Origin of the sequence: Luteimonas sp. TWI382, assembly GCF_039674545.1 — a bacterium.
Classification (GTDB): domain Bacteria; phylum Pseudomonadota; class Gammaproteobacteria; order Xanthomonadales; family Xanthomonadaceae; genus Luteimonas.
The window spans coordinates 1-23,314 of the sequence record NZ_JBDJNS010000040.1; the positions used below are offsets into that span (position 1 = coordinate 1).

General features: G+C 64.9%; 16 protein-coding genes and 1 pseudogene. 5 read left to right on the forward strand and 12 right to left on the reverse strand.

The features are described from left to right. Positions 1-175: pseudogene (locus ABE505_RS16640) on the forward strand (IS3 family transposase); the annotation flags it as partial. On the opposite strand, the gene ABE505_RS16645 reads toward ABE505_RS16640, so the two are convergent. The 4 genes from ABE505_RS16645 to ABE505_RS16660 all read right to left on the reverse strand — a co-directional run bounded on the left by ABE505_RS16645 (position 149) and on the right by ABE505_RS16660 (position 4,881). After that, positions 149-781: a TonB-dependent receptor plug domain-containing protein gene (locus ABE505_RS16645; RefSeq protein WP_346445656.1), complete on the reverse strand. Its 633-nt coding sequence runs from the start codon at positions 779-781 to the stop codon at positions 149-151. The pseudogene ABE505_RS16640 and the gene ABE505_RS16645 overlap by 27 nt on opposite strands. Before the next feature lie 43 nt (positions 782-824). Continuing rightward, positions 825-2,249 (reverse strand): PepSY domain-containing protein, encoded by a 1,425-nt coding sequence (locus tag ABE505_RS16650; protein ID WP_346445658.1) that lies wholly within the window; start codon positions 2,247-2,249, stop codon positions 825-827. Position 2,250: 1 nt separating this feature from the next. Continuing rightward, complete coding sequence (locus ABE505_RS16655) at positions 2,251-4,290, reverse strand: TonB-dependent receptor (protein WP_346445660.1); 2,040 nt, start codon at positions 4,288-4,290, stop codon at positions 2,251-2,253. A gap of 123 nt (positions 4,291-4,413) precedes the next feature. Beyond that, on the reverse strand, positions 4,414-4,881 hold the full coding sequence (locus ABE505_RS16660) for a DUF2946 family protein (protein WP_346445661.1): 468 nt from the start codon (positions 4,879-4,881) through the stop codon (positions 4,414-4,416). A 268-nt stretch (positions 4,882-5,149) separates the two neighbouring features. Between ABE505_RS16660 and ABE505_RS16665 the strand changes: the two genes are divergently transcribed. Next, positions 5,150-5,314: a hypothetical protein gene (locus tag ABE505_RS16665; RefSeq protein ID WP_346445662.1), complete on the forward strand. Its 165-nt coding sequence runs from the start codon at positions 5,150-5,152 to the stop codon at positions 5,312-5,314. Positions 5,315-5,395: 81 nt separating this feature from the next. On the opposite strand, the gene ABE505_RS16670 is transcribed toward ABE505_RS16665, so the two are convergent. Beyond that, complete coding sequence (locus tag ABE505_RS16670; protein ID WP_346445664.1) at positions 5,396-5,617, reverse strand: hypothetical protein; 222 nt, start codon at positions 5,615-5,617, stop codon at positions 5,396-5,398. 701 nt (positions 5,618-6,318) lie between these two features. On the opposite strand from ABE505_RS16670, the gene ABE505_RS16675 reads away from it, so the two are divergent. Further along, the gene (locus ABE505_RS16675) at positions 6,319-7,797 is read left to right on the forward strand and encodes a SulP family inorganic anion transporter (protein ID WP_346445665.1); all 1,479 of its coding nucleotides are present in this window, start codon (positions 6,319-6,321) and stop codon (positions 7,795-7,797) included. A gap of 36 nt (positions 7,798-7,833) precedes the next feature. On the opposite strand, the gene ABE505_RS16680 is transcribed toward ABE505_RS16675, so the two are convergent. The 6 genes from ABE505_RS16680 to ABE505_RS16705 form a co-directional block, all read right to left on the reverse strand. Next, entirely contained in the window at positions 7,834-9,870 is a 2,037-nt protein-coding gene (locus ABE505_RS16680) for a TonB-dependent receptor (protein WP_346445666.1), read from the reverse strand. 216 nt (positions 9,871-10,086) lie between these two features. Continuing rightward, entirely contained in the window at positions 10,087-12,228 is a 2,142-nt protein-coding gene (locus tag ABE505_RS16685; protein ID WP_346445668.1) for a TonB-dependent receptor, read from the reverse strand. A gap of 36 nt (positions 12,229-12,264) precedes the next feature. Next, a complete protein-coding gene (locus ABE505_RS16690) occupies positions 12,265-12,801 on the reverse strand; it encodes a copper chaperone PCu(A)C (protein WP_346445669.1) in 537 nt (178 codons plus the stop codon). 38 nt (positions 12,802-12,839) lie between these two features. Beyond that, a complete protein-coding gene (locus tag ABE505_RS16695; protein WP_346445670.1) occupies positions 12,840-14,243 on the reverse strand; it encodes a PepSY domain-containing protein in 1,404 nt (467 codons plus the stop codon). An 8-nt stretch (positions 14,244-14,251) separates the two neighbouring features. Further along, the gene (locus tag ABE505_RS16700; RefSeq protein WP_346445672.1) at positions 14,252-16,483 is read right to left on the reverse strand and encodes a TonB-dependent siderophore receptor; all 2,232 of its coding nucleotides are present in this window, start codon (positions 16,481-16,483) and stop codon (positions 14,252-14,254) included. A 115-nt stretch (positions 16,484-16,598) separates the two neighbouring features. Next, positions 16,599-17,000, reverse strand: a complete 402-nt coding sequence (locus tag ABE505_RS16705; protein WP_346445673.1) for a DUF2946 family protein — start codon at positions 16,998-17,000, stop codon at positions 16,599-16,601. A gap of 518 nt (positions 17,001-17,518) precedes the next feature. Here ABE505_RS16705 and ABE505_RS16710 point away from each other — a divergent pair. Next, the gene (locus ABE505_RS16710; protein WP_346445675.1) at positions 17,519-22,186 is read left to right on the forward strand and encodes an RHS repeat-associated core domain-containing protein; all 4,668 of its coding nucleotides are present in this window, start codon (positions 17,519-17,521) and stop codon (positions 22,184-22,186) included. Beyond that, on the forward strand, positions 22,183-22,590 hold the full coding sequence (locus tag ABE505_RS16715; protein WP_346445677.1) for a hypothetical protein: 408 nt from the start codon (positions 22,183-22,185) through the stop codon (positions 22,588-22,590). The genes ABE505_RS16710 and ABE505_RS16715 overlap by 4 nt, the downstream gene beginning before the upstream one ends. A gap of 642 nt (positions 22,591-23,232) precedes the next feature. Here the strand turns inward: ABE505_RS16715 and ABE505_RS16720 are convergent. Beyond that, positions 23,233-23,313, reverse strand: coding sequence for an integrase core domain-containing protein (locus tag ABE505_RS16720; RefSeq protein WP_243720365.1), 81 nt, complete (start codon positions 23,311-23,313; stop codon positions 23,233-23,235). Between the last annotated feature and the right edge of the window lies 1 nt (position 23,314).

A 23,314-nucleotide genomic window follows, 5' to 3' on the forward strand; every position in this document is an offset into this window, starting at 1 on the left:
CGGCGTGCTCAAGCGCGAACGGATCTACCGCACAACGTACCCGACACTCGATGCAGCAAGGGCCGATGTGTTCGAATACATCGAGCGGCGCCACAACCCAAGGATGCGGCGGAGGACTGTCAGGCAGGATTCGAAGTTTTCCACCCTTTCACAACTGTCCGTGGTTTCGGGGTAAAACCCCAGGTGGAGAAGCTGCCCCCCGCACGGCGATGATGCCGCTTGACGCTGTTGGATCGGGGCGCTTGCTCTCGATGTTGATGACGCCGCCCAGCGGCGTGCCCAGGCCGCCGCCGTAGAGCGTTGCGCTTGGCCCCTTGAGCACACTGATCGTGGAAATCCCCACTAGGCCGGGCGGGTCATAGGCTTGCTGGTTGCCTGCAAACAGCGGTAGGCCATCGAGGTAGACCTCGGCCGGAAAGCCGCGAACGATCGGCGGAATGAACAGGGTTTCGTCCGAGCGAGTGGGTGTGACACCGGAGACGTTGACCAGCGCATCGCCGAGCGTCCGCCGGTCCTGTTCGCGCAGCAGGGTGCTGGTGATGATCTGCACCGATTGCGGTACTTCGGTGAGTGGCGTTTCGGTGCGGGTGGCCGCAGAGGTGGCAGATGCGGCGTAGCCGCCGCGCTTGGCGGTGACCTTCACGGGAGCCAGCGTCCAACTGGGCACCTCATCCGGCGTAGACGGTGCCTGATGCGCGGCGTCGCTTTGGGCGTAGGCCACAGGTGTCATGCAGGCCAGCGCCAGTGCGATGGTGCTGCTGCTCAGGGTCTTGTGGGTCATGGCAAGTTTCCAGATTCGATGAGAGTGAGGAAGGCCGTGCGCATCAGGCGGCTGGCGGTGAACGCCAGCCCCGAGTGGCGAGGGCATCGAGAAGTCCCACCAGCAGCAGGGATGCCCCCACCAGTGGAAAGAGCAGGCCGCCGACGCACAGCAATGCGAACACGCCGGCAACGCTGTGGCCCTGTCGTGGCAGTGGAGGTACACCCAGGCCGCCCAATGGACGACGCTTCCACCACATGGCTGCACCGCTGACGCACAGCAATACGATCGCCATGCAGGCAATCAAGAGGAGCAGACGGTTGGCCGTGCCGTACTCCTGCCCGAGGTGCACGTTGATGCCCCATTCCAGCGCCCGCCCCAGCGGCCCGTAGTCGGCGTAGCGCATGTCAAGCAGGACCTCTCCGCTGTACTGATCCAGATGCACGACGCGCTGCTGGTCCAGTACTTCGGGATAGACCGAAGCGCTGTAGACCCCGAGGGCGCCGCGCGGCAGGCTGACGCTGTAGCCGGGCGCCAGGCCCAGACGTTCAAATGTCCGGATGGCGGCATCGATGCCGATGGCGCCCGGCTGCAACGCCAACTCCCCCGGCCCGCTTCCGCCGTGTCCCTCGTGGCCATCATGCTCGGGCTGCGCCGTATGCCGGGCATGCGACGCACCCGAGGCCGGAAGGTGGGCCTGCTGCAGCGACCAGGTGGGGACGGTGGTGTCGGCCAGTCGCTGGCGCGACATCGGCACTTCCACGCGCACGCCAGCGGGGTAGCCATCGTTGTGGCCGTTTGCCCAGGCGTTGACCTGCTTGCCCCATACCAGTGACCACGGCATGCCGGTCAGCGCAAGGAACAGCAGCACCAGGCCCACCCATACGCCCGTCACCGCGTGCAGATCCCGCCAAAAGAGGCGTTGGCCGGGTTGCCCGCGGACGGTGGTCACGCCTCCCTTCTGCCCGCGCGGCCACCACAGGTAGACGCCGGTCAGCACGAGCAGGATGGCCCAGCCGGCCGCGATTTCGATCAGTGCGCTGGCGTAGCTGCCCAGCAGATCCAAGCTGTGCAGCCGCCGGACCACACCGGAGAACGTCCCCTTCTCAGGTAGATGGCCCAGCACATGCGATCTCGCTGGATCCACGTAGTACACGTGGCGGTGTCCATCTGCTTCGATGACGCCGACTTCCACACTGCTGTCGGCACGCTCCGGTGTGCTGTAGCGAAAGACCTCGCCTTGGGTCACCGCGCGTACGGCGGTGATGTGGGCACTGGGCAGCGCCCTGCTCACGCTGTCCACCTCCACTACTTTCAATCCATGGTGAATCCAGCGGTCGATCGGCTTCTGATAGAGGTAGACCGCGCCGGTCAGTGCCAGCCATGCGATGAAGGGCAAGACGAGCAGCCCAGCGTAGAAATGCCACCGCCACACCGCGCGATAGAAGCGCAGGCGATCCGCATTGGCCGGTGTGGCAGTGGCCGTCATCTCAGAGCTCCCGTGTCCAGGTCAGGTAGAGCGCGCGGCCATCGCCGGGCGAGTAGCCCGATGAGCCGCTGTCGTACCAGGCGTAGAGATAGGCGCGATCGGTGGCGTTCTTCAGTTGCAACGTCAGTTGGCTGCGCGTGTCGAAGCGGTAAGCGGCGCTCAGGTTGAGCAGTGCATAACCGCCATAGCGCCCCAACGTGTTGGTACGTTCCACGTAGTAGTCACTTTGGCCGTTGCCCCAGGCGCTGAAGGTCCAGTCGTCGGTTGGACTGAACTCCATGCCTGCGCTGACCAGCCAGTTCGGCACATTCTCGATCTGCCGCCCCGCCGTGGCTGGCGCGCTCGGATCGGGCACTTCGATGGTGGCCTTTTGCCGTGAGTACGAAGCCCAGGTGCGCCAGTGCACGGTAGGTTGCCAGTTGGCCTGTAGATCCCAGCCACGGCGCCGCGTCTGGCCGACGTTGCTGACTTCATTGCTGCCGACCGACCCGTTCACACCCAGGATGGTCGCCACTTCGTCCGATGCGGTCTGTTCCCAGATCGCGATGCGAGTCTGCAGATGCGCAGCCGGGGCCCACTTCAGTCCGGCCTCCCAGCCTTCATTGATGGAAGGCGCCAGGTTGCCTGTCTGCGTGCGATAGGCGGCATTGCCGCTGCCGATCTGGAACGTGCGCCCCCAGTTGGCATAGCCCACCACCGCCGCGCTGATGGCATACGAGGCACTGAACTTGGGTTGCTTGATCAGCCCGTAGTCGTAGACCGGCGCCGTGGTGTCAGCCACCACATTGGTGAAATCACCGTAGATGCGGTCCACGCGGTAGGCCGGCACCAGTTTCAGACGGTCGATCGGGCGGATCACGGCCTGCACGTATGCCCCGCGGGTTTCGAGGTCGAAGTCCCAGTCGCGCAGCGTGGCTTGCCGTTGCCGCCGCAAGGTGCGAAAGCGCTGGGCGATGTTGTGCTGCCACTGCCCGTCTACGCCGACGTCCATCACCAACTCGGCAAGGCGGGTGTTTGGGCGCCAGATGGCATTGAAGATCAGGCCGCGATGGGTTTCGTCGTTGAGTCGTTCTTGCTGCGCGCCTCCCTCGGTGAAGGTGACCCAGCGCTGGTTGCGGTAATCGTTCTGGTAGGCCTTGGCGGCCCAGGTCCACTCCGCACCGATGCGACCGTCGAAGTGCAGGGCGGTCTGCAGGGTTTCGCGTTCGCTGCGGTCATCCTTGGCGTAGTCGGGGGACTGTTTCGGATCTGACCTGATTTCCGGATAGCTCAGGTAACCAGCCTCCAGCGCCGCGTTCTTGTAATAGCGAGTCGTCAAACCGCCGCGCCAGGCATCGTCGGTGGCCGTATAGAACCATTTGCCCGCGAAGCTGCGCTGGGTCGAATCGGCATGATCGCGCTCTCCGTCCGACTGGCGCCAACCAACGAAGTAGTTCTGCGCCCAGGGGCCATGCTCGAAGCCCTTGGCCAGTTGCACATCCTGCGTGCCGAAGCTGCCCGCGGTCAGGCTGAGCTGGCCGTCATTCCCACCTTCGCGGGTGAAGACGTTGACGTCGCCGGCAATGGCATGCAAGCCATAACGCGCATCGTTGGTGCCCCGCACGATCTCCACGGCGGTGATGTCCAGGGGCCACACCGCATCCAGGTATGGCATGCCGCCAGGGTTGTCGTTGCTGGGGATGCCATCGATCAGAAGTTTGACGGCATTGATGCGGCCCTCGCCGTTGAACCCGCGGAACGAGAACCGTCCAGCATCGGTACCCATCTTGAACTGGGTCACCTGCACGCCGGGCGCGTTCATCAACAGTTCCCAGCTGTGCTCAACACGCTGGGACTGCAGCAGGTCTCCGCCGATGACGTCGACCGAACTGAATATCGAGTGGGCATTGCGCTCTCGAGAGCCCTCGGTCGTCACTTGGACGGTGCCGAGGGTGAGTGCGGTGCCTTCTTGCGCGTACGCGCCGGTTGGCAGGCAGGAAAGGAAGCCAAGCGCAGTGGCCAGGCTGAGGAACAGCGAGGTGTGGGTCGGTTTCTGGGTCATGGTCACGGCAAGCAGCCCCCCGGCATACGTCGGGGAGGGATTTGAAGAAAGTCGGCACGCCCGCGCAGTCACGCGTGGGCATGGGGCGATATCAGGAGGCAATCCGCGCTGTGGCGCGGAGCATCAGGCGCGCAGTGGCGGCCCGCGAGCTCCAAGGTGCCCGACTGTGGGGCCGGCGACCCCATGCAGCGACCAGACGCGCGCGTAGAGTGGTGGGCGCCAGCCGATCAATGCGATCAGCACCGCCACCAGCAGAATGACCAACCGCGCTGCGATCAGACAGTACTCGCAGCAATCCACGCCCATGTCATGGTCGGCATGGCCGTCCTTGCCGGTCGGACTGATGTCGTCGTGTGGGCCATGAGCGGCGGGAGTTTCGACCGTCGCATGATGAGGGCGGTCGCCCGTTGTCCTCAACGCAAGCGCGTTGTCACTGTCGTGAAGATGATGATTGCTGCTTCGGCCGGCCTGCATTACAGCGTTGTGCTCGACGAGGTGCGTCTGTTGGCCATGCGTCGCGCCCCCGCAGTGCGCGATCCATCGACTCACAAATGGAGCGACGACAATGAGCAGCATGGCGATGATCGCCATTATGGTGAAGCTGCGGTGAAAGGGCACAGGGCGCACGGGCGGCATTGTAGGGCAAGGCGGCCTGGCGGCCCCAGTGCGACCTTGTGTCGCACTGGCTACTCATGAACGCGCGCCTCATCGCACGAAAGGTGCGACAAACTGTCGCGCAGAGGCGCGAGACGGGCGGCCTAAAATACGACCTTGCGAGGCCATTGCGCCGCTGACGCGGCATGACGAGGTGCGACTCCGTACCTCACCTCAGGTGGCATCGAGGCCTGGACATCCTCCCATGTACGATTGGTTCCCCATCGTCTTCATCATCTTCAAGGTCGGCGTGCTCGGCGTCGGCATGTTCTACGCCATCAAGTGGCACCACGACCAGGCGAAGAAGGACGAGCAAGAGAAGAAGGACGCGCTGGAGCGGCAGCGGCGGCGGGAGGCGGGTGAGGGGTAGGGGTTGCTGTGCGCCGCTTGGGCGCGGCGGCGATCGCGGCCGCATCTGAGATGGCGATTGGCCCGATGCGTTCGGCTTAGATCACAGGTATCGGGCCGGCTGCGGCAGCACGAGAAAGAATGGGCCTTCGCACAGCGCCCTGTCCTCGGCGGACACGGTTCGTGCTGCCGGCTCAGCATCAAGCAGTGCGCCCCCGATCTCGACCGGGCGTCCGTCGGTCAGAACCGATTCGCCGTTCGCATTGAGCACGCTCAGTCGTCCGTCAACCGTACCCATACGGTGGTCGTGCGGATAGACGAGCACGACAGTGCCCCGATCTGTGGATTCCAGGCTCAGGCATTCTCGCTCCACGGTGACCGTGCCGCGAAGGGGCGCGAAGCCATAAGTAATGGGTTCCTATCGGAGCGGGCGTACGCGCGAGCCGCACGTCTGCTGGGGCAATCGAAGACTCGACGTGACAGCCGGACATCATGACGACCGCGCATAGCGCGATCGTCATGGATCCGCTGCAGGGCGTTTTGCGGCTCATGGTGTGACCAGAATGTAATGCCCGGTTGCCGGGTACACCCGGTCGGCGGCCATGTAGATCACTTGGTACTCATTGCCGACCTGTCTCCCACTGACCTCCTCCTTGTAATTTGGACCAGCCAGAAGTAGAAAATTCGCCCTTGGGTTGAGGGGTGAAGCGTGCGGCTGCGCGCCGCATCTTATTTTCGCTAGGGCCTCAGTGTAACGAGATGTCGAGCACGCGGTTGGCGGCGCGGGCCGGGGAGGGGTGGCAGCGCCGAATTCAGTGCTGACGCTTGCTGCGCACAACCGCCAGGTTGTGCTTGTGAACGTCCCGGCCATAGAATGCGCGCGCCCTTGCGCTTTCATGCACCGAATGACGCCGCCCTGACCCTTCGACGAGCTTTGCATTGCAGCCGCCAGTCGGCTGATGGGTCTTGCGCCAATCTCTCTATTGTTTGCGTGCCGCCATCGAGCGGGTGCGCGCGGAGTCATTCATGTCTGTTTCCTATCCGCTGCGCGCGCAGTGGTTCGGCAATGTCCGCGGGGACGTGCTGTCGGGTCTTCTGGTTGCCCTTGCGTTGATCCCTGAGGCGATCGCGTTCTCCATCATTGCCGGCGTCGATCCGAAGGTCGGCCTGTATGCCTCGTTCTGCATCGCCGTCGTCACGGCGATCGCCGGGGGACGGCCCGGCATGATCTCGGCCGCCACCGGGGCCATGGCCTTGGTCATGGTGGACCTGGTCAAGGACCACGGCCTGCAGTATCTGTTTGCGGCCACGATCCTGGCGGGCTTGCTGCAACTGATTGCAGCGGCCCTTCGGCTCAACACGCTGATGCGCTTCGTCTCGCGATCGGTGGTGATCGGCTTCGTGAATGCACTGGCGATCCTGATTTTTCTGGCGCAGTTGCCGGAGCTCATCGGCATGCCATGGGCCGTGTTTGCGGTCTGCGCTGCGGGCCTGTGCATCATCTATCTACTCCCGAGGGTCACACGCGCTGTGCCATCGCCGTTGGTCGCTATCGTGGTGCTGACGCTTGTGTGCGTCTGGCTGGGTGTCGATATCCGCACTGTCGGCGACATGGGGCAGTTGCCCGACAGTCTGCCCACGTTTTTCATTCCGGACATCCCGTGGTCGCTGGAGACACTGAGGATCTTGCTGCCGGTCTCCGCAACGTTGGCAGTCGTTGGCTTGCTGGAGTCGCTGATGACGGCGCAGATTGTCGAGGACATGACGGATACCCCGACCGATCGGCGTCGTGAGTGTGCCGGTCAGGGGATGGCAAACGTTGCGACGGGTTTCTTCGGTGGCATGGCGGGATGCGCGATGATCGGTCAGTCGGTCATCAACGTCAGCTCGGGCGGCCGTGGCCGCCTGTCTTGCCTCGTGGCTGGCGTGGTCCTGCTTCTGCTGGTCGTCTACGCGGCGCCCTGGGTGTCATTGATCCCGATGGCGGCTTTGGTCGCCGTCATGATCATGGTCAGCATCGGCACGTTCCATTGGAAGAGCTTTGCCGAGCTCAGGACGCACCCCAGGGGCGCCAATCTTGTGATGATCGGAACGGTCGTCGTCACCGTTGCGACGCACGATCTGGCAAAGGGCGTCCTGACCGGTGTGCTCTTGACCGCGCTCAATTTCTCGCGCCGTGTCAGCGCGATGCTGCGCGTCGAAGATGAGGCAGGCGCAGCAGGTGATCGTATCTACCGCGTTCATGGCCAGGTGTTCTTCGCCTCGGCCGTCCAGTTCGTCAACAGCTTCGACTACCTCCATGCCGAGGGCCCGGTGACGATCGACCTGACGCACAGCCATTTCTGGGATCCAAGTGCGGTGGCCGCCCTCGACAGGGTCATCGTCAAGCTCAGAAGGCATGGCGCCGTCATCGAGGTGGTCGGTCTCAACGAAGCCAGCGCATTTCTGGTCGACAGGCTGGGCAATCATCGCAAGCCGGCACCCACGCTGGATGCCGGCCACTAGCGCAGGGAGCGCGCGTCGCGAGGCGCGCAGTTTTCCCTACAACTTCACCGTCACCGACACGAACGCGCTCCGCCCCGCCGATGGCGAGAACATGGGCCGGGCCTCTTCCCAGAAGAAGCTGTCGTACCAGGCGTAGACGTACTCGCGACCGGTGACGTTGCGCAGCTGCATGTCCACGCTGGTGCGTGGGGTGAGCCGGAGCTTGGCGCTCAGGTCGAGCACTGCGAAGCCGCCGAACTTGTCGGTGAGGTTCCGCTCCTCGAGGTAGTAGTCACCCTGCGCCCCGCCTTGCAGTCCGAACTGCAGGGCATCGGTGGCACGATAGTCGAGGCCGAGGTTGCTGATGGTGCGGGGCGTCGCGGCGACTTCGTTGCCTTCGATCGACACGCCGGGCGCGCGGCCGTCGCGCTCGATCTTCGCCTCCTGGTAGGCGTGCGAGGCCCACAGTGTCCAGCGCTCGCCGATCTGCGCATCGAGCTGCAGGTCCACGCCGCGCCGGCGGGTCTTGCCCAGCACCACGGTCGTGCCGGTGGCGGGCATGTTGGAGACCTCGTTCTCCGCATCCTGCTGCCAGATCGCCAGCCGCCCGCGGGTGCCGGCGAATGGGCTGAAGCGCAGGCCAGCCTCCATCCCGGTGTTGGTGGAGGGGCGTATCGCCGCCTGTCCGGGCGTGAGGTAGGCCGGTGGCGTGCTGCCGGTGAGCACCTGGAAGGTGCGCCCCCAGTTGGCGTAGAGGTTGGTGTCGGCATCGAACCCGTAGACCACGCTGAGCTTGGGCTGGCCGATCGTGCCGTAGTCCTGCAACGGCGCCCGTACGCCGCCGGGCAGTTGGGTGGCGCCGTCGAAGCGGTCGACGCGATAAGCCGGCACGATCTTCAGCGACGTAGCCGGCTGCCAGATCGCCTGCACGTACGCGCCTGCGTTGTCGAAGCTGTGGCGGTCGTCGTTCTGGATGCGTGCGGGTGTGGCCTCGAAGTCGGTCGGCAGGCTGTAGGCGAAGCGTTCGCGCACGTAGCCGTTGTGCTGCTGCTCGTAGTTCGCGCCGGCTTCGAGGGTGAGGGCCGGGTGGGCGGCCCAGGTAAGCGTGGCGAGCAGGCCCGATTGCGCCTCGTCCCAGACGCGGCGCTGGCGCGGGGCGTTGCCGGTGGCCAGGTCGCTGAAGGTGACGCGGCGGTCGTCGTGGTAACGGTTGTGGTAGAGCTTGGTGCCCAGCACCAGCTGGTCGGTCAGCGCCAGGTCCATGTGCAGGCCGAACTGACGCATGGTGCGGTCGTCGCCGTCGTGGGCATTGCGTCGTGCCGAGCGCCGGCGGCCGGCCTGCAGTTCTTCGGCGGTCATGAAGCCGGGTTCGTCGGCCTGGTGGCGGTAGGCGCGTGCGGTCAGGCCGATGCGCATGCCGTCCTCGAGGCTGCCGTAGAACCATTTGCCGCCCAGCGTGTACTTGTCCGAGCGGTCGTGGTCGCGATAGCCGTCCGAGGCCTGGGCGCCGACGAAGTAGTTCTGCGAGACGTCGCCGTGTTCGCGGCCCACGGCCAGTTGTGCCTGGCGGGTGGCGAAGCTGCCGTAGGTCAGCCGGGCATCGGTATAGGTGCCGCCCTGGCGCGTGCCGAAGTTGATGTTGCCGCCGATGTTGTGCAGGCCGTAGCGCGGGTCGTTGCTGCCGCGCACGACTTCGATGTAGTCGATCTCCAGCGGAAACAGCATGTCGATGAAGCGCTGGTTGCCGCTGTTGACGTTGCTCGGGATGCCGTCGATCAGGGTCTTGATGGCATTGAGATAGCCCTCGCCGTTGAAGGCGCGGAAGCTGACCTTGCCCGACTCGGCGCCCTGGCGGGTCTCGGTGAGCTGGATGCCCGGCATCTGGCCGAGCAGTTCCCAGCTCTGCGCCACGGTCTGGTCTTCGATGCGTTCGGCGCCGAGCACGTCGACCGAGGTCAGCACTTCGTGTGCGGTCAGCTGCCCGCGGGTCTGGTGGACGTGCAGGGTGCCCATCGTGGTGTCGACCGATTGGGCGTGGGCGGCGCCGCTCGACAGGGCGGCGATCAGGGTGAGGCGTGGGAGGGTGACGGGCATGGGACTCGTTGCAGGCGGGGAGGCAGCGCCGGTGCGGGGGCCGGAGCGGGGTCGCCAATTTATCATGTAATAACATTACAAAATAGACGCTCCGCGGTGTGCGGTGACCGCCCCGGCGTTGCGCTGGGCCGAGGCGTTGATCTGCCGATGGCGGCAACGAACGGATCGGGGCCGCAGCGCCCGATCCGTGTTGCGAGCCCTTGCGAGCGGGCCGATTCAGAACCGCCAGCGAACCCCCATGTAGGCCGATCGCGGCTCGCCCGCCTGTAACAAGGCGTCGCCCGGATCTGCGCGATCGCGAACGGTCAATTGCCCGACGTAGGCTTCGTCGGTGAGGTTGCGCAGTTCGGCGAATGCCGACCAGCGCTCGCGTTCGATGCCCGCACGCAGGCCGAGCAAGTGGTAGGCGCCCACCCGATAGTGGTTGCTGAAGTCGGCGTAGCGCGCGCTGATGAGGTCGAACGTCGGGCCGGCGTGGAAGCCACTGTCATGGCGGTACATCAGTTCGCCGCGGACGACATAGCGGGGCGCGGCCGGCAGCGTGTTGTCGCCGTAGCGTGGGTCGTCATCGAACGAGAACGCGTTGTAGGCGGCGCTGATGCGTGGCTCGATGTGGTGGTGGTCGCCAGCGGCAAAGCGCGCGGCGATCAGCGCCTCGAGGCCGGCGTGCGCGGTGCGATCGATGTTGGCCGACAGGCTGGTGCCGGGGGCGTGGGGGTCGTCGATCGAGAGGATCGCATCGCGGATGCGCGCGTAGTACATCGAGGCGTCCCAGTGCCACTGCGCTGCGCCGCTCGACGACGTCGTTTGGCCACGCAGGCCCAACTCGGCGACGGTGCCGTGCATGGCGTCGAGCGTGCTGCCATCGCCGCGGACATCGTCCTCCAGTTCGAAGGTGGTGGGTGCTTCGTAGAGGCGGCCCAGGCTGGCATAGGCCTCGCCGAGCCCATCGAGGTGGCGAATGAGGCCGAGCCTGGGATTGAAGGCGGTGTAGTCGGCGCGTGGGTTGCGCACGATCCCGTTTGCCAGGTCGGTGTTGCGCACGTCCCGCAGGGTGAACACGCCCTGGCCGCCGTAGACCAGCGTCCAGTCGTCGGCAAGCCGCCAGCGGTCGACCAAGAAGACCTCGACGCTGTCAGAGCGGTTGTCCACGGCTGTCGACATGCCATTGCGGCGTCCGCCGTCGTTGCGGTAGAGGCCGCCGGTTTCATTGGTCGTCGCCAGGTTCACGCCGGCGAGCAGGTCGTGATTGCCCAAGTGGACGTTGTAGCGCGCCATGCCGGCGACGGTGCGCTGGTCGGTGTTCTTGAGCAGGCTGAAGACCTCGATCGGCGGGAGTGGGCCAGGGCCGTCGAAGTCCACCATGACCTTGTCCACGATCGGGTGGTAGAGGTGCTGGTCGTCGTAGGAGAGGCCGAATGTCAGATGCTGCCGGTCGTCGATTCGCCAATCGCCTTTCACGGCCAGCCGGGCGGTGCGCACGTTGAGTTGATAGTGTCCGGTGATGGCGGCAGCTTCTGCCTGGTAGGGATCGTCGGCGAACTGCGCTCGGGTCAGTGGGCCGGCGAGTTCTTCATCGCTGTCGATGTAGGTTGCGAACGCGCGCAGTTCGAAGTCGTCGCGCGGTTGCCACCCGGCGTTGGCATAGACGCCCGTGCGGTCCTGGCGGCTGTGCGCGCGATAGCCGCGGCGGGTCTTGTCGTCGAGGGTCAGCTGTGCATCGAAGTCGCCGGAGACGCCCCCCAGGGTCAGCCTGCCGTAGCGCAGCCCGTGGCTGCCCGTGGTGAGCATCAGTTGGTGACCGGGGCTGTTGCGGGCAGTGGGCGAAGTGAAGTCGATGGCGCCGCCCAGATTGCTTGCGCCGTAGGTGAGGGCGTTGGCGCCGCGTGCGACCACCACATGTCGCGCCGACATGGGGTCAAGCGCCCGGTTGTGGTTGTTGCCGTCGGCGGTGGTTACGGGCAGGCCGTCTTGAAACAACTTGATGCCGTTGCCGTCGTAGTGGGTCGCGTCCAGATTCGATCCTCGGCTGGAGAAGTAGACGGCATCGCCGCCGGTGGCACTTTCGGTCCAGATGCCAGGGACAAAGCGCAACGCATCGGCCATGTGATTGACGGTTCGGTCGTGGAATTCGTCGCCGTCGAGTACGGTGACGCCTCCGGGCGTAAGCGACCGTTCGGTCTCCAGGCTGTTACGAACGCCACGGACCTCGAGCGCGTCCAGTGTCGTGGCCGGCTGCGGGGGATCGCCGGATGTCGCAGTGGCGGATTGTGCAGTGGCATCGCAGATGCCGATCAGCGATGCCGCGATTGCGAGGGTGAGCGGGATCTGCCGCGGTCGGTGTGTCGGGTTGAACATGTCGGCTCCAAGGTGGGACGCAGGCGTTGATCGGCGTCAGTGGCTGGCGTGCGCGTCGGGTGTGTGGGGCGTCGAGACGTCGTCATGAGGGTGGCCGCTTGTCGAATCACCACGCAGATTGCGCACGACGTAGGGAATGGTCTTGGCGCCGCCATGTTCGAAGACGAGCGTGATCGGGATCTCGCTCGCCTGCGCAAGCTCCGGCTTGGGCGACATGAGCATGAGATGCAGGCCGCCGGGCGCAAGCGCGACGTCCGAGTTTGGCGGTAGCGCGATGCCGTCGGGAAGATGGCGCATCTGCATCATCCCGTTCGCCATCCGCATGGTGTGGATCTCGATGTCGTCGGCAAACCGCGTGTGCGCCGAGACCAGATGGTCGGCCGCGTCACTGTCGTTGTGGATGGTCATGTAACCCGCGGCGACGGGCGCGCCGGGCGGAGGTTGCCTGACCCATGCGTCGTGGATCGTCAGGTGATTGGCGCCCGGCGGCGGGACAGGCGTGCGATCCGCGCATGCGGCGAGGACGAGCGATCCCAAGGCGGTGGCCAGTGCGGTGGCGCGAAAGGACGTCATAACGGGTCTCCTGGGTGGCGGGGTAGGTGAGGGGCGGTTCATCGCAGCCAGCGCAAGGCCGTGACGCGTGGGCGCAGCCAGCGGTCGAAGGCGAGCACCACGAGCAGTGAGGCGGCGAGCAGCGGCAGCGCGATGGCCGAGATCAGCAGCAGTGCGAGCAGGACGCGGGTCGGGATGCGTGCGCTTGCGCCCGGTGCGCCGATGCGGCCGGGCGGGCGCCGACGCCACCACATCGTGGTGCCGGTCACGACCAGCACGACGACGCCGATGCAGGTTGCGAGCATCACCAGTTGGTTGAGGCGCCCAAAGTAGTTGCCCATGTGCAGCTGCACGCCCAGTTCGATGGCCTGGGCGACGACGCCGTAGTCGTCGAAGCCGGTACTGACCAGGAGCGTGCCTTCGCGGTCGAAGTGGTAAGTGACCTGCCCTTGCGGCCGTGCGGGATAGGTGTAGGCCGTCAACGCGCCGCGCGCCTCGCTGGGCAGGAACACGCGCAACTCGTCGTCGGTGCGGGCGGCGCGGATGTGGGCGATCGCGCGTTCCAGGCCGACTGTCGTCCAGTGCCTCGCGCCGGGTTGCGGTGCAGGAGGGGCATGGCCGTGGTGGGCCGATGTCGTGTCGGCGGCCGGCATCGGTGCGTGCTGCAGTGTCCACGGCACGTCGTTGAAGGCGTCGCCGACCTGCGGCGCCTGCGGCGCGGCATAGCGCCGGTAGACCGCCGGGTAGCCTTCCCCAACGAGCTCGGCGCCGCCGCGAATCCAGCCGCCCCAGAACACCGCCCAGGGCAGGCCGGTCGCGACCAGGAACAGCACCAGCAGCGCGACCCAGAGCCCCGTTGCGCGATGGATGGATTTCCAGAGCATGCGGCCGCGGCTGCCAAGCTTCGGCAGCACGGCACGCCACCAGCGCTCGTCCTGCGCACGCGGCCAGCCCAGGTACAGGCCACTGACGATCAGCAACACCGTCCAGCAGGCGGCGAGCTCCATTACGTAGCGGCCAAAGGTGCCGAGCATCAGCGACCCGTGCAGCCGCTCGGCGATGCCGACCAGCGTGCGCGCGGGTGCGAGGACGCCGAGCACGGTGCCATCGCCGGGGTCGACATAGGCGATGCGGCTTGCGCCGTCGGCCAGCTGCAGATGCACCTGCGCAGCGCGGAGGTGGTCGGCCGGCAGCTCGATGCGTGTGGGTGTGGCGTCGGGCGTGTTGGCCTGGGCGGCGTCGATCATCTCGCCCAGCGGCACGCGCGCGGTCCAGGGCGCAGAGGTGAAGCGTAGTTGCGGGTAGAACGCGTCGTTGAGTTCGTCGTTGAACAGGTAGATCGCGCCGGTGACCGCGAGCACCAGCAGGAACGGCGCGACGAACAGGCCGGCATAGAGGTGCCAGCGCCAAAACAGGCGATAGCGGTCGTTAGCGGCGTGCGGGGTGAGGGTGGAGTTGTCCATGGACGTGCTCAGAACCGCGTGCGCAGGGTCATCTCGACGCTGCGCGGTGCGCCGAGGTAGACATGGGTGGCCGGGTAGCCGGAGTACTCGCCGTACAGGGCGTCGCCGACGTTGCGCATCCGCAGCGCAAGCGACACGCGGGGCCAGTCGTAGCCGGCCCAGGCATCGAAGGTCGTGCGGCCGCGCACGTAGTAGGTGTTCGCGTTGTCGGTGTAGAAGCCGCCGACGTGGTGGCCGCTGGCGCCGAGCGAAACTGGCACGGCTGGGAAGCGATACGTGGCTGCGAGCGAGGCGGTGCCATTGGGCACGTTGCTGGGGCGCTTGCCACGGCGATCGGCGCCGCCGGCCTCGATCAGTTCGTCGAAGCGCGCGCGGCCCCACGTGGCCGAGGCCTCCAGCCGCAGGCCGCGCGTGGCCTGCAGGTCGGCTGCCAGCTCCAGGCCCTGCGAGGATTGGCGACCGCCCTGCACGCTGATCATCGGGTTGGCCGGATCGCGGGTCAGGATGCCGTCGCGCTCGATGCGGTACGCGGCCGCAGTCAGCGACAGGCGGCTCTCCCAGGCCTCGGCCTTCAGCCCGACTTCGGCTGCGCGTGCGTCGGTCAGGTCGAAGCGGCCCGACGCGGTCTGCAACGTGAGCATGCTCGAGACCGGGCTGGCCGCAGTGGAGACCTGGCCGTACAACTGCAGGTGGTCGCCCAGGTCGAACACGCTGCCCAGGCGCCACGACAGCGGTGTGTAGCGCGGCGCGAACGTCGTCCGGGTGCCTTTGATGCGGTCGTCGATGCTGCGGTCGAGGTCGATCCGCTCGTAGCGCACCCCGCCGATCAGCAGCCAGCGCGGCGTGAGGTTGACGGCGTCTTCCACGAACAGTGCACGCGTGCGCAGCCCGGTCCGGAAGACCTGGTCGCTGGTATAGGCGCCCGAGTCGGCGCTGGGAAATGTGCCCAGTGCGGGGGCGTTCGGCGTGACCGGTGTGGTGGCGCCACTCTGGCGTGGATTGACGAAGTCGGTGTCGTTGATCTCCAAGCCGATGGTGAAGCGGTTGCGCCGCCCCGCAAGCGGGCCGTCGTAGGCCATGGCCAGCCGCTCATTCCAGAAGCGGTGATCGTGGAAGACACGCTGCACGCCGCGGGCGTAGAGGCCGGTGCTGCGGTCGTAACGCCAGTCGTCGGAGTAGACGAAGTCGCGATCGGCGCGGTAATGCGCCAGGTCGTTGCGCAATTGCCAGGTCGGCGACAGCGCGAGTGTGGTGTTCCAGCGCAGCAGGTCGCTGCGGGCGCCGCTGTAGGCGCCGATCGGGTTGTAGTTGGTGTGGCGGGTGGCGCGGTCGATCACCAGGCCATCGGCGCTGCGCACGACGCGCGATGGCGCGATCGCGTCCTCGATGGCAATCATCGGCGCGCCCTGATACGTACCGGTGCTCTTGTCCTGCGCGTGTTGCCAGGACAGCAGCATCGACAGCGTCTCTTGTGGCGTCCAAGCCGCACTTGCCGACAACGTGGACGTCTCGACCGCGTTGCGCTCGATGTCGTAGAGACTGTCGGCGCGCAAGCCACTGGCGTCGAGCCGAACCGCAAGCGTGTCGGAGACCGGTTGATTGATGCCCAGTCCGGCGCGGCGCGTGCCGAAGCTGCCAATGCCGAACATGCCGTCGATCGCAGTGCCGTCGGTGCTGGGCCGGCGCGTGACCAGGTTGATCGCGCCGCCCATCGCGCCTTCGCCGTACAGCACCGAGGCCGGGCCGCGCAGGACCTCCACGCGGTCCAGCGACCAGGTGTCGACATCGCGAGTGACGAAGGTCGACGCGCCCAGGCGCACGCCATCGTGCAGCACCGAGACGGTGTTGCCGCTGAAGCCGCGGAGAGTCACGACCGCGGGATTGCCGGGCACATTGCCGACCATCGCGCCCTGCGCCAGCGCGAAGGCCTCGCGGGTGGTGCGCGCGCCCCTGCGGGCGATCTCTTCGCGGTCGATCACCTGCAGCGAGGCCGGCGTCTCGCGCTGGGTCAGGCCCAGGCGGCTGCCGGTCTGTTGCGGCGCATCGAGCGTGCGCAGGCGTTCGCCGCGTACCTGCAAGGCGTCGAGTGTGGTGGGCGAGCGATCGGACTGGGCACGGGCTTGGGCGAGCGCGGGCGGCGACAGCGCCAGCGCCGTCAGCATGGCGAGCGGCGCATACGATCGAAAGGCGCACGGCGCGTCGGGGGCCGACAGTGGCCCGAACGGGGTGGAACGAAGCATGGGCAGGATCCGGTGTTGCGTGCGGCGCGGCATGACCACGCGCGCACGCACGACGCCGCGCAATGCGCGGTCGTCGCAACGAAGGAGGCGACCCGTCAGGTCGCGGCGGCTTGGATCAGGCCGCCAGCGGTGGTCCGCGTGAGCCCAGGCCGCAGGGATGCCGTGCCAGAACGCGTCGCGTGCGCAGCGTGGGCAGGGGCGAGGCGATAGGCGGTGCCAGCGACCACGCCAGCCACAGCACCGCGATCAGCGTGGTCGCAAGCAGCGGGCAATAGGCGCAGTCCGGCATGTCGCCGTGGTCCATCGGCGCGGGCGGTGGCGTCTCGAGCAGCGCGAATGGGTCGACCATGCTGACGAGCTTGTCGCTGCCCGTCGTGCACAGCTCCATCAGGACCGTGCGCGGCGCCTCATGGTGCGCGGCGGCGAGTCGACCGACCGACGGCAGCAACGCGAGCAGCAGCGTGGCCGTCAGCGACAGCCATGCGAATGCGCGTTTGAAGCGGCGGCCCCCGGACATGGTGGAAGTCTACCGGGGTGCGTTTGGGGTTGAGAGGGGGGTGTGCGAGAAGCAGGTGCGACTGTTTGTCGCAGAGCATGAAATTGCCCGACGAGTGTGAAGCGCAGACGGCGCGCCGTTCCCACGTGTGAGTACGTAGTGATTTGACGAAAAAACGAGGCCTCACTGGGCAAGCCTTTACGCCCTATTGACATTGATGACTGGGAGGTGCAGCTTTCGTGCTCGCACGCGGCACGATGCAGGGGGCATCAGTCGGCTGTGCCAGGGAGTGGTTTATGCACAGGATGGGCGTGCCGGCGGGAGCTGGCTCCAGCAAGGCGTTTCAAGGCTTCGCTCTTGCAGCAGTAGCGAGTCTCGTGTTGGCGCCTGGGGGGGCCCTGGCAACCAAAGCGTTGCCGACCGTTCATGCGGTCCTCTCTGTTGCCGAAGCAAGCGGAGGCGCAACGAATTTGGGAGCAGTGCACGTCACTGCTCCCCGTGTAGTCGGCAGTAGTGGTGGGATTGTCGACTTCAGCACAATGACCGTGACTGCGCCGAGGGGCGGTGGTGGTGGCGGTACTCCGACACTGGCGACAGTCAAGGCGGTTAGGCCCAATCTTGGCGATCCGGGCGCACCCAGCCAAAGCCGCGACCCGCAGGTCACATGCGATCAGACCTCCGGCACGTCGATGACTGCGGGCAATCCGGTCGTTTTCTCCACTGGCAACAAGGTGGAGTTCGAGTCCGATTTCCAGGCCGAAGGCGAGATGGGCCTGTTCCTCACCCGTACCTATAACCACTACTGGACCGGTGTTGGACTGTTTGGCCAGCACTGGTTGAGCAATTTCGACTATTCGCTGACGGCATCCCAAACTGGGGCGGACGCGGTCAACCTCTGGTTGCAGCGTCCCGATGGCCGGCGCATCAAGTTCAACCGCACCGCGTCGGGCCGCTGGGAGGAAGACAAGCCTCAGGCCATCGCGTATGTCACCTTGTCGGGCAACGTCTACACGCACAACACCGAAGAAGGGTTGATCGAGCAGTACAACATCAACGGTTATATCACCCGGCTGGCCAGCCGCCAGGGCGTTGCGTGGACTTTCAGCTACACCAACAACTATTTGCAGCGGGTGACCCACACCTCGGGCCGCTACGTCCAGCTCACCTGGAGCAACGGCCAACTGACGAAGGTGACCGATCCGGCTGGCAACGCCTACACCTTCACCTACACGGCCAACGCGCTGGGCAGTGGCCGCCACCGACTGGCGACGGCGACACCGCCCGGTGCGCCCGGCACGACCGTGCAGTATCACTATGAGGATGTGCGTTTCCCCGGTGGCCTGACCGGCAAGTCGTTCAACGGACTGCGCTACTCGAACTTCGCCTACGACGCGAATGGACGCGCCACGTTGAGCGAGCATGCCGGCGGTGTTGAGCGCTACACATTCGCCTACGAGCTCAACGCGTCGGCTCCGCCTGCGCCGCGGCCGCCACCGCCGCCGCCGTCTGGAGGGGTCTGCGACACGAGAACGCATGTCTGCAGCGTCCCGATGTCTGTCGGCGACCGGCTGCGAACCACAGCCAGCGTCCCGACGGCGACGGCCGCGAACGCAGCAGCGGGGACGATTCGGCGTGCGATTGTCACCAATCCGCTGGGAAAGCAGACCAGCTATGAGTTTGAGAGTGGCAAGCTGATCGCAACCATCGGCGTGGCGTCGGCGCATTGCGCGGCGGCCAGCAAGGCTATCGTCTATGACGCCAACGGCTATCCATCGATCACCGAAGATTTCAATAACAACAAGACGTACACCACCTACAACGCGAGGGGGCAGCTGCTGGAGCTGCGCCAGGCGGTCGGCACGCCCGTGGAGCGCACGACGACCTACGCCTGGAGCGCAAGCAACCGGATGACGCGTCGGACCTTGGTCGGCCAGGTCGAAACCACGTGGACCTACGACAGCAAGGACCGGCCGACATCGATTGCGATGAAGAACCTCAGCGCGAATGGTGTTGCCGGACAGGTGCGTAAGACAACCTTCGCCTACACCGTGCATGGCAACGGCCTGCTCGCGTCGACCTCCGTCGATGGTCCGATCGCCGGCACCGCCGATCAGATCATCAGCCGCTACGACGCGACAGGCGCGCAGACTGCCGAGGAAAGCAGCATCGGCGCCGTGACGTTCTCGGATCACAACGCGCTTGGGCAGCCGGGCAAGGTCACCGGTTTGAACGGCGAGGTGGCGCAGTTCTCGTACGACGCGCGCGGTCGGCTGGTCCGTGCCCGCCGCTTCCCGGCCGGCACTCCGGCTGACACCACGTACCGATATCTATCCAGCGGACTATTGGGCGCGGTCACTCAGCCCGACGGGCAGGTGCGCACTTACGCCTACGACGCCGCGAGGCGTCTGGTGGCCGAATCCGAGCCGGAGGATGGCGGTAGCCATGCTGTGATCGAGTACACCCTGGATCCGATGTCGTTGGTGACGCAGACGATCGTGCGTAGCGGTGCGCGACCGGCACCGCCGGACAGCACCATCCGTGGCGTCATCGATGGCGTGTTCGGCAACGAAGGTGCCGGCTACTCGGTTTCGGGGTGGGCATGCGCGTCCTACTACGACGCGCCGATCCCGGTGCACATGTACCTGGGCGGTCCGGCGGGATCGGGCACTGGATTCAGCGGCTATAACGCCAACCTGCCGAGCGAGTCGGCCGTCTCGACAGCTTGTGAATCACAAGGAAGCGCGCATCGGTTCACCATCTCCATCACCACCGCCATGCGCCAGCAGCATGGTGGCAAGGCGATCCACATCCATGGCATCTCGCCGGCAGGCGGCGCGAATCTGACGATTGCCAATTCCGGGAGCTTCCGGATCCCGGCAATGCCGAGCACGAATCCGCCACCGACACGGCCGGACCCGCCAGACCGGGGCTGGTGCGATCCCCGTACGGGCATTTGCTACGATCCTATGGGCATCGAGATCGATATCGTGTCCGGTCAGCGGACATCGGTTGAGGCGCAGTCGTCCACTGGTGGGATCGCCTACCGTCGAATCGTCGACTACGACGAACTCGGCCGCGTGCGCGGGGTGCGAGGCAACAACGGTCAGCTGACGACCTACACCTACGATCACAACGGCAACGTCCTGACGGAGAAGAACGCCTACAACCATGTCACCACGCATCACTATGACGCGCTGAACCGCCTGGTCAGGACTGTCGATGCACTGGGCCATTCGACGTACTACGAGTACAACGCGCTCGACCTGCTGACCAAGGTCACCGATCCACGTGGCAACGCCACGATCTATGTGATCGACGGCTTCGGCCAGGTGCTGAAGCAAACCAGCCCCGACACCGGCGTCACGTCATTCCAGTTCAATGCGGCGGGCCTGAACACCCGGATGACGCGTAACGACGGCAGCTGGCTGGCCTACACCTACGACGGACTGGGGCGGCTGATCGGGAGCACGAGCGGCGATGCCACGCTCGCTTACGGGTACGACTGGTGCGGTAATGGCAAGGGCCGCTTGTGCAACGCCGACTCTCCAACGAGCACCCGTCACTTCGGCTATACCCCTGAAGGCGCCATCGCTATCACACGCGATGTGACGCCGACCTCGGATGATTGGACGCACTACGCCTACGATGCAGTCGGCCGTCTCGGTGGCATTAGCTATGCTAGTGGCACGTCTGTGGGTTACGGCTACCATCGAGGCAGGCTCGCTGTAATCCAGGCCACCATCAACGGCGTCACCCGGACTGTGGCCGATCAGTTCCATTACTCGCCGACAGGGGCGATGACGCGAATGGTGTACGGCAACGCCACTGTGAAGGATCGCGAGTACGATCTGGACGGACGTTTGACGATTACGCACGACCACGGGTGGCTTGGTCACACGTACGGCTATAACGCCCTCGACGAAGTGACATCCATCCAGAACTGGTCGAGAACACAGTACAACCAGAACTTCGGCTATGACCCGCTGTCGCGGCTGACCAGTATCACCTCGCCCATAGGCAACCAGAGCTTTACGTTCGATGCCAACGGCAATCGGACGTATCACCAGTGGCTATCAAATGAGAGCTACACCACGCAGCCGGGTAGCAATAGGCTGTTGTCGTCGGATCATCAATTCACTTATGACGGCCGTGGCAACCGGCGCACGAAGTCCTGGAATGGCTCGACTTCGACCTACCACTACGATGGATTCAACCGTCTGTCATCAGTCTCGCGCGATGTGGGGGTAACCGACACCAATCCGAACTACGTCACCACGACCTATCCGGGGGGAACCACGACGTATGCGATCAATGCGCTTGGTCAGCGGACCGCCAAGAGCGGGCCGCTAGGCAGCACTCGGTTCGTGTATGGCGGACAGAACACCCTGATGTCGGAGGTGACGAGTGGGCAGTGGACCGATCATATCTGGATGGGCAGCGAGCCGATCGGCTTCGTGCGCGGTGGGCAGCTGTACTTCACGCATGCGGATCGGCTAGGGCGCCCGGAGATAGTGACCGACACGAGCGGCCGACATCGCTGGTATGCCGCAAATTATGCGTATGATCGCGCCGTGCTCGACAGCACGATCGGCGACTACAACTTGGGATTCCCCGGGCAGTACTACGATGCGGAGACCGGCTTCTGGTACAACGGCTTCCGCGACTATGACGGACGTACGGGAACCTACCTCCAGAGCGATCCTATCGGATTGGCCGGAGGATTGAATACCTATTCCTATGTTGGAGGGAATCCGGTCAACGTGGTGGATCCGCTCGGTCTCTGGAGTGTAACTTTGTCTGGGTACTTCCCCACGGGTGTTCTAGGGCCTGTTGGACCTGGAGGGGGAGTGATGATCGCTGGCCAGGGGATGAGGGTTGAATCAGCAAGTTTGCGGATCGGCGCCGGTGCGGGCGCGGGTGTGAGCGTTAATCCGTTTGGAACCCCTCCTGATGCAAATCATTTCAACCTCCAGGGCTGCGAAAGCAAGAATGGCGTCGGCGTTTACGCAGATGCATCCGCTAGTGTTGGCTTCGTAGGCGCTGGTGTTGGAGCAAATTACGGTGGGACCCAGGGGGTGTCTGGTGGGCGCGCTGTGTTCTGGCAGGAGTACGGCGGCTTTTCGTCAGGCCCGTCGATTGTGACGCCCCGGTTTGGCTCTGGCGCGCAGGTGGGCGCTGGGCTTGAGTTGACACATTACTTCCCATGAAGTTAACGATAGTAAATATATTATTAATTGTAATAATAGGTGGGATTATGGCTCCGATAACCTATCGCGGACTTGGTCCAGCCGGTCATTCGCCTGACTTGCTGTTTGCGATGACTATTATAGGATTTGGGATTTTCTCGGTTCTTGCATTGGCGTGGCGCGACTGCGTCATTGGAGTGCGTTGGGTGAAGCCATCCCTCGCCAAATCAATTTTTGTGTCTGGCGGGAATCAACAGCGACTTTTCATGACGGCATTGGCCCTCATCTATGTCGGCTTGCTCATTGCTTTTTTCGGTCGAGAAGATGGGATCGAATTTAGCGGTTGTCTTCCCTTGTTCTTAGGAGTGGGAATGTCGGTTGGTGTGATGGCATCCCTGAACTTGATGAAAGAGAACTACGACTAACGAGTTGAACGAGCTCACGCTCGCTTACCGATAATGATCGCTTGATGGCATCGCGATGGGCTATGCGCCACGTCAGCCCGCCGGGCACGCCTCGCTCCGCGCGGCGCTCCCCGACCAGCTCCACATGCGATGGATCCGCGGCTGGAAAGTGTGCAGGACGTGGTCGGGGGGGGGGCGACATCTTGGTCTTCGGTGAGAACGCGATGAAATTGAGTTTAAACTGGTCGCCCTTGCCGATACTGACCGAATGGACGCGATGGTTAAAGGCGAGCGGCGCTATCAGCGAGGTGGCGAGCAGCGGCAGCGCGACGGCAGAGTACGGTAGCAGCTGTTCGCAGTAAGGAAGCTTCATTAATTTACTGTGTAGGAGGCGCGGTCTTCCAGGTGCGATACGTGGCTGTAAGACGTCGCCAGATTGGGGGCAGTCGCAGTATCGCCGCCAACTACGACGACTCGAACTACACCACCGTCAACATCCCGGCTGGCGTGGCTACATACGCGTATAACGCCTTCAGTGAGCGGACCTGGAAAGATGCGGGCCATGGGAAGTTCCGTTACTGGTATGCGTCGGGCAGTCGTCTCCTGCCCGAAAATCGCCACGCCGATGGACAGTGTGTAATGACCCAGCGGTTCCTGCACAGGTCAGGCCGCTAAAGCGTATGCCTCGGCGGGTGTCTTCATGCCCAGCGCCTGGTGCGGACGCCGGTGGTTGTAGAACTGGATC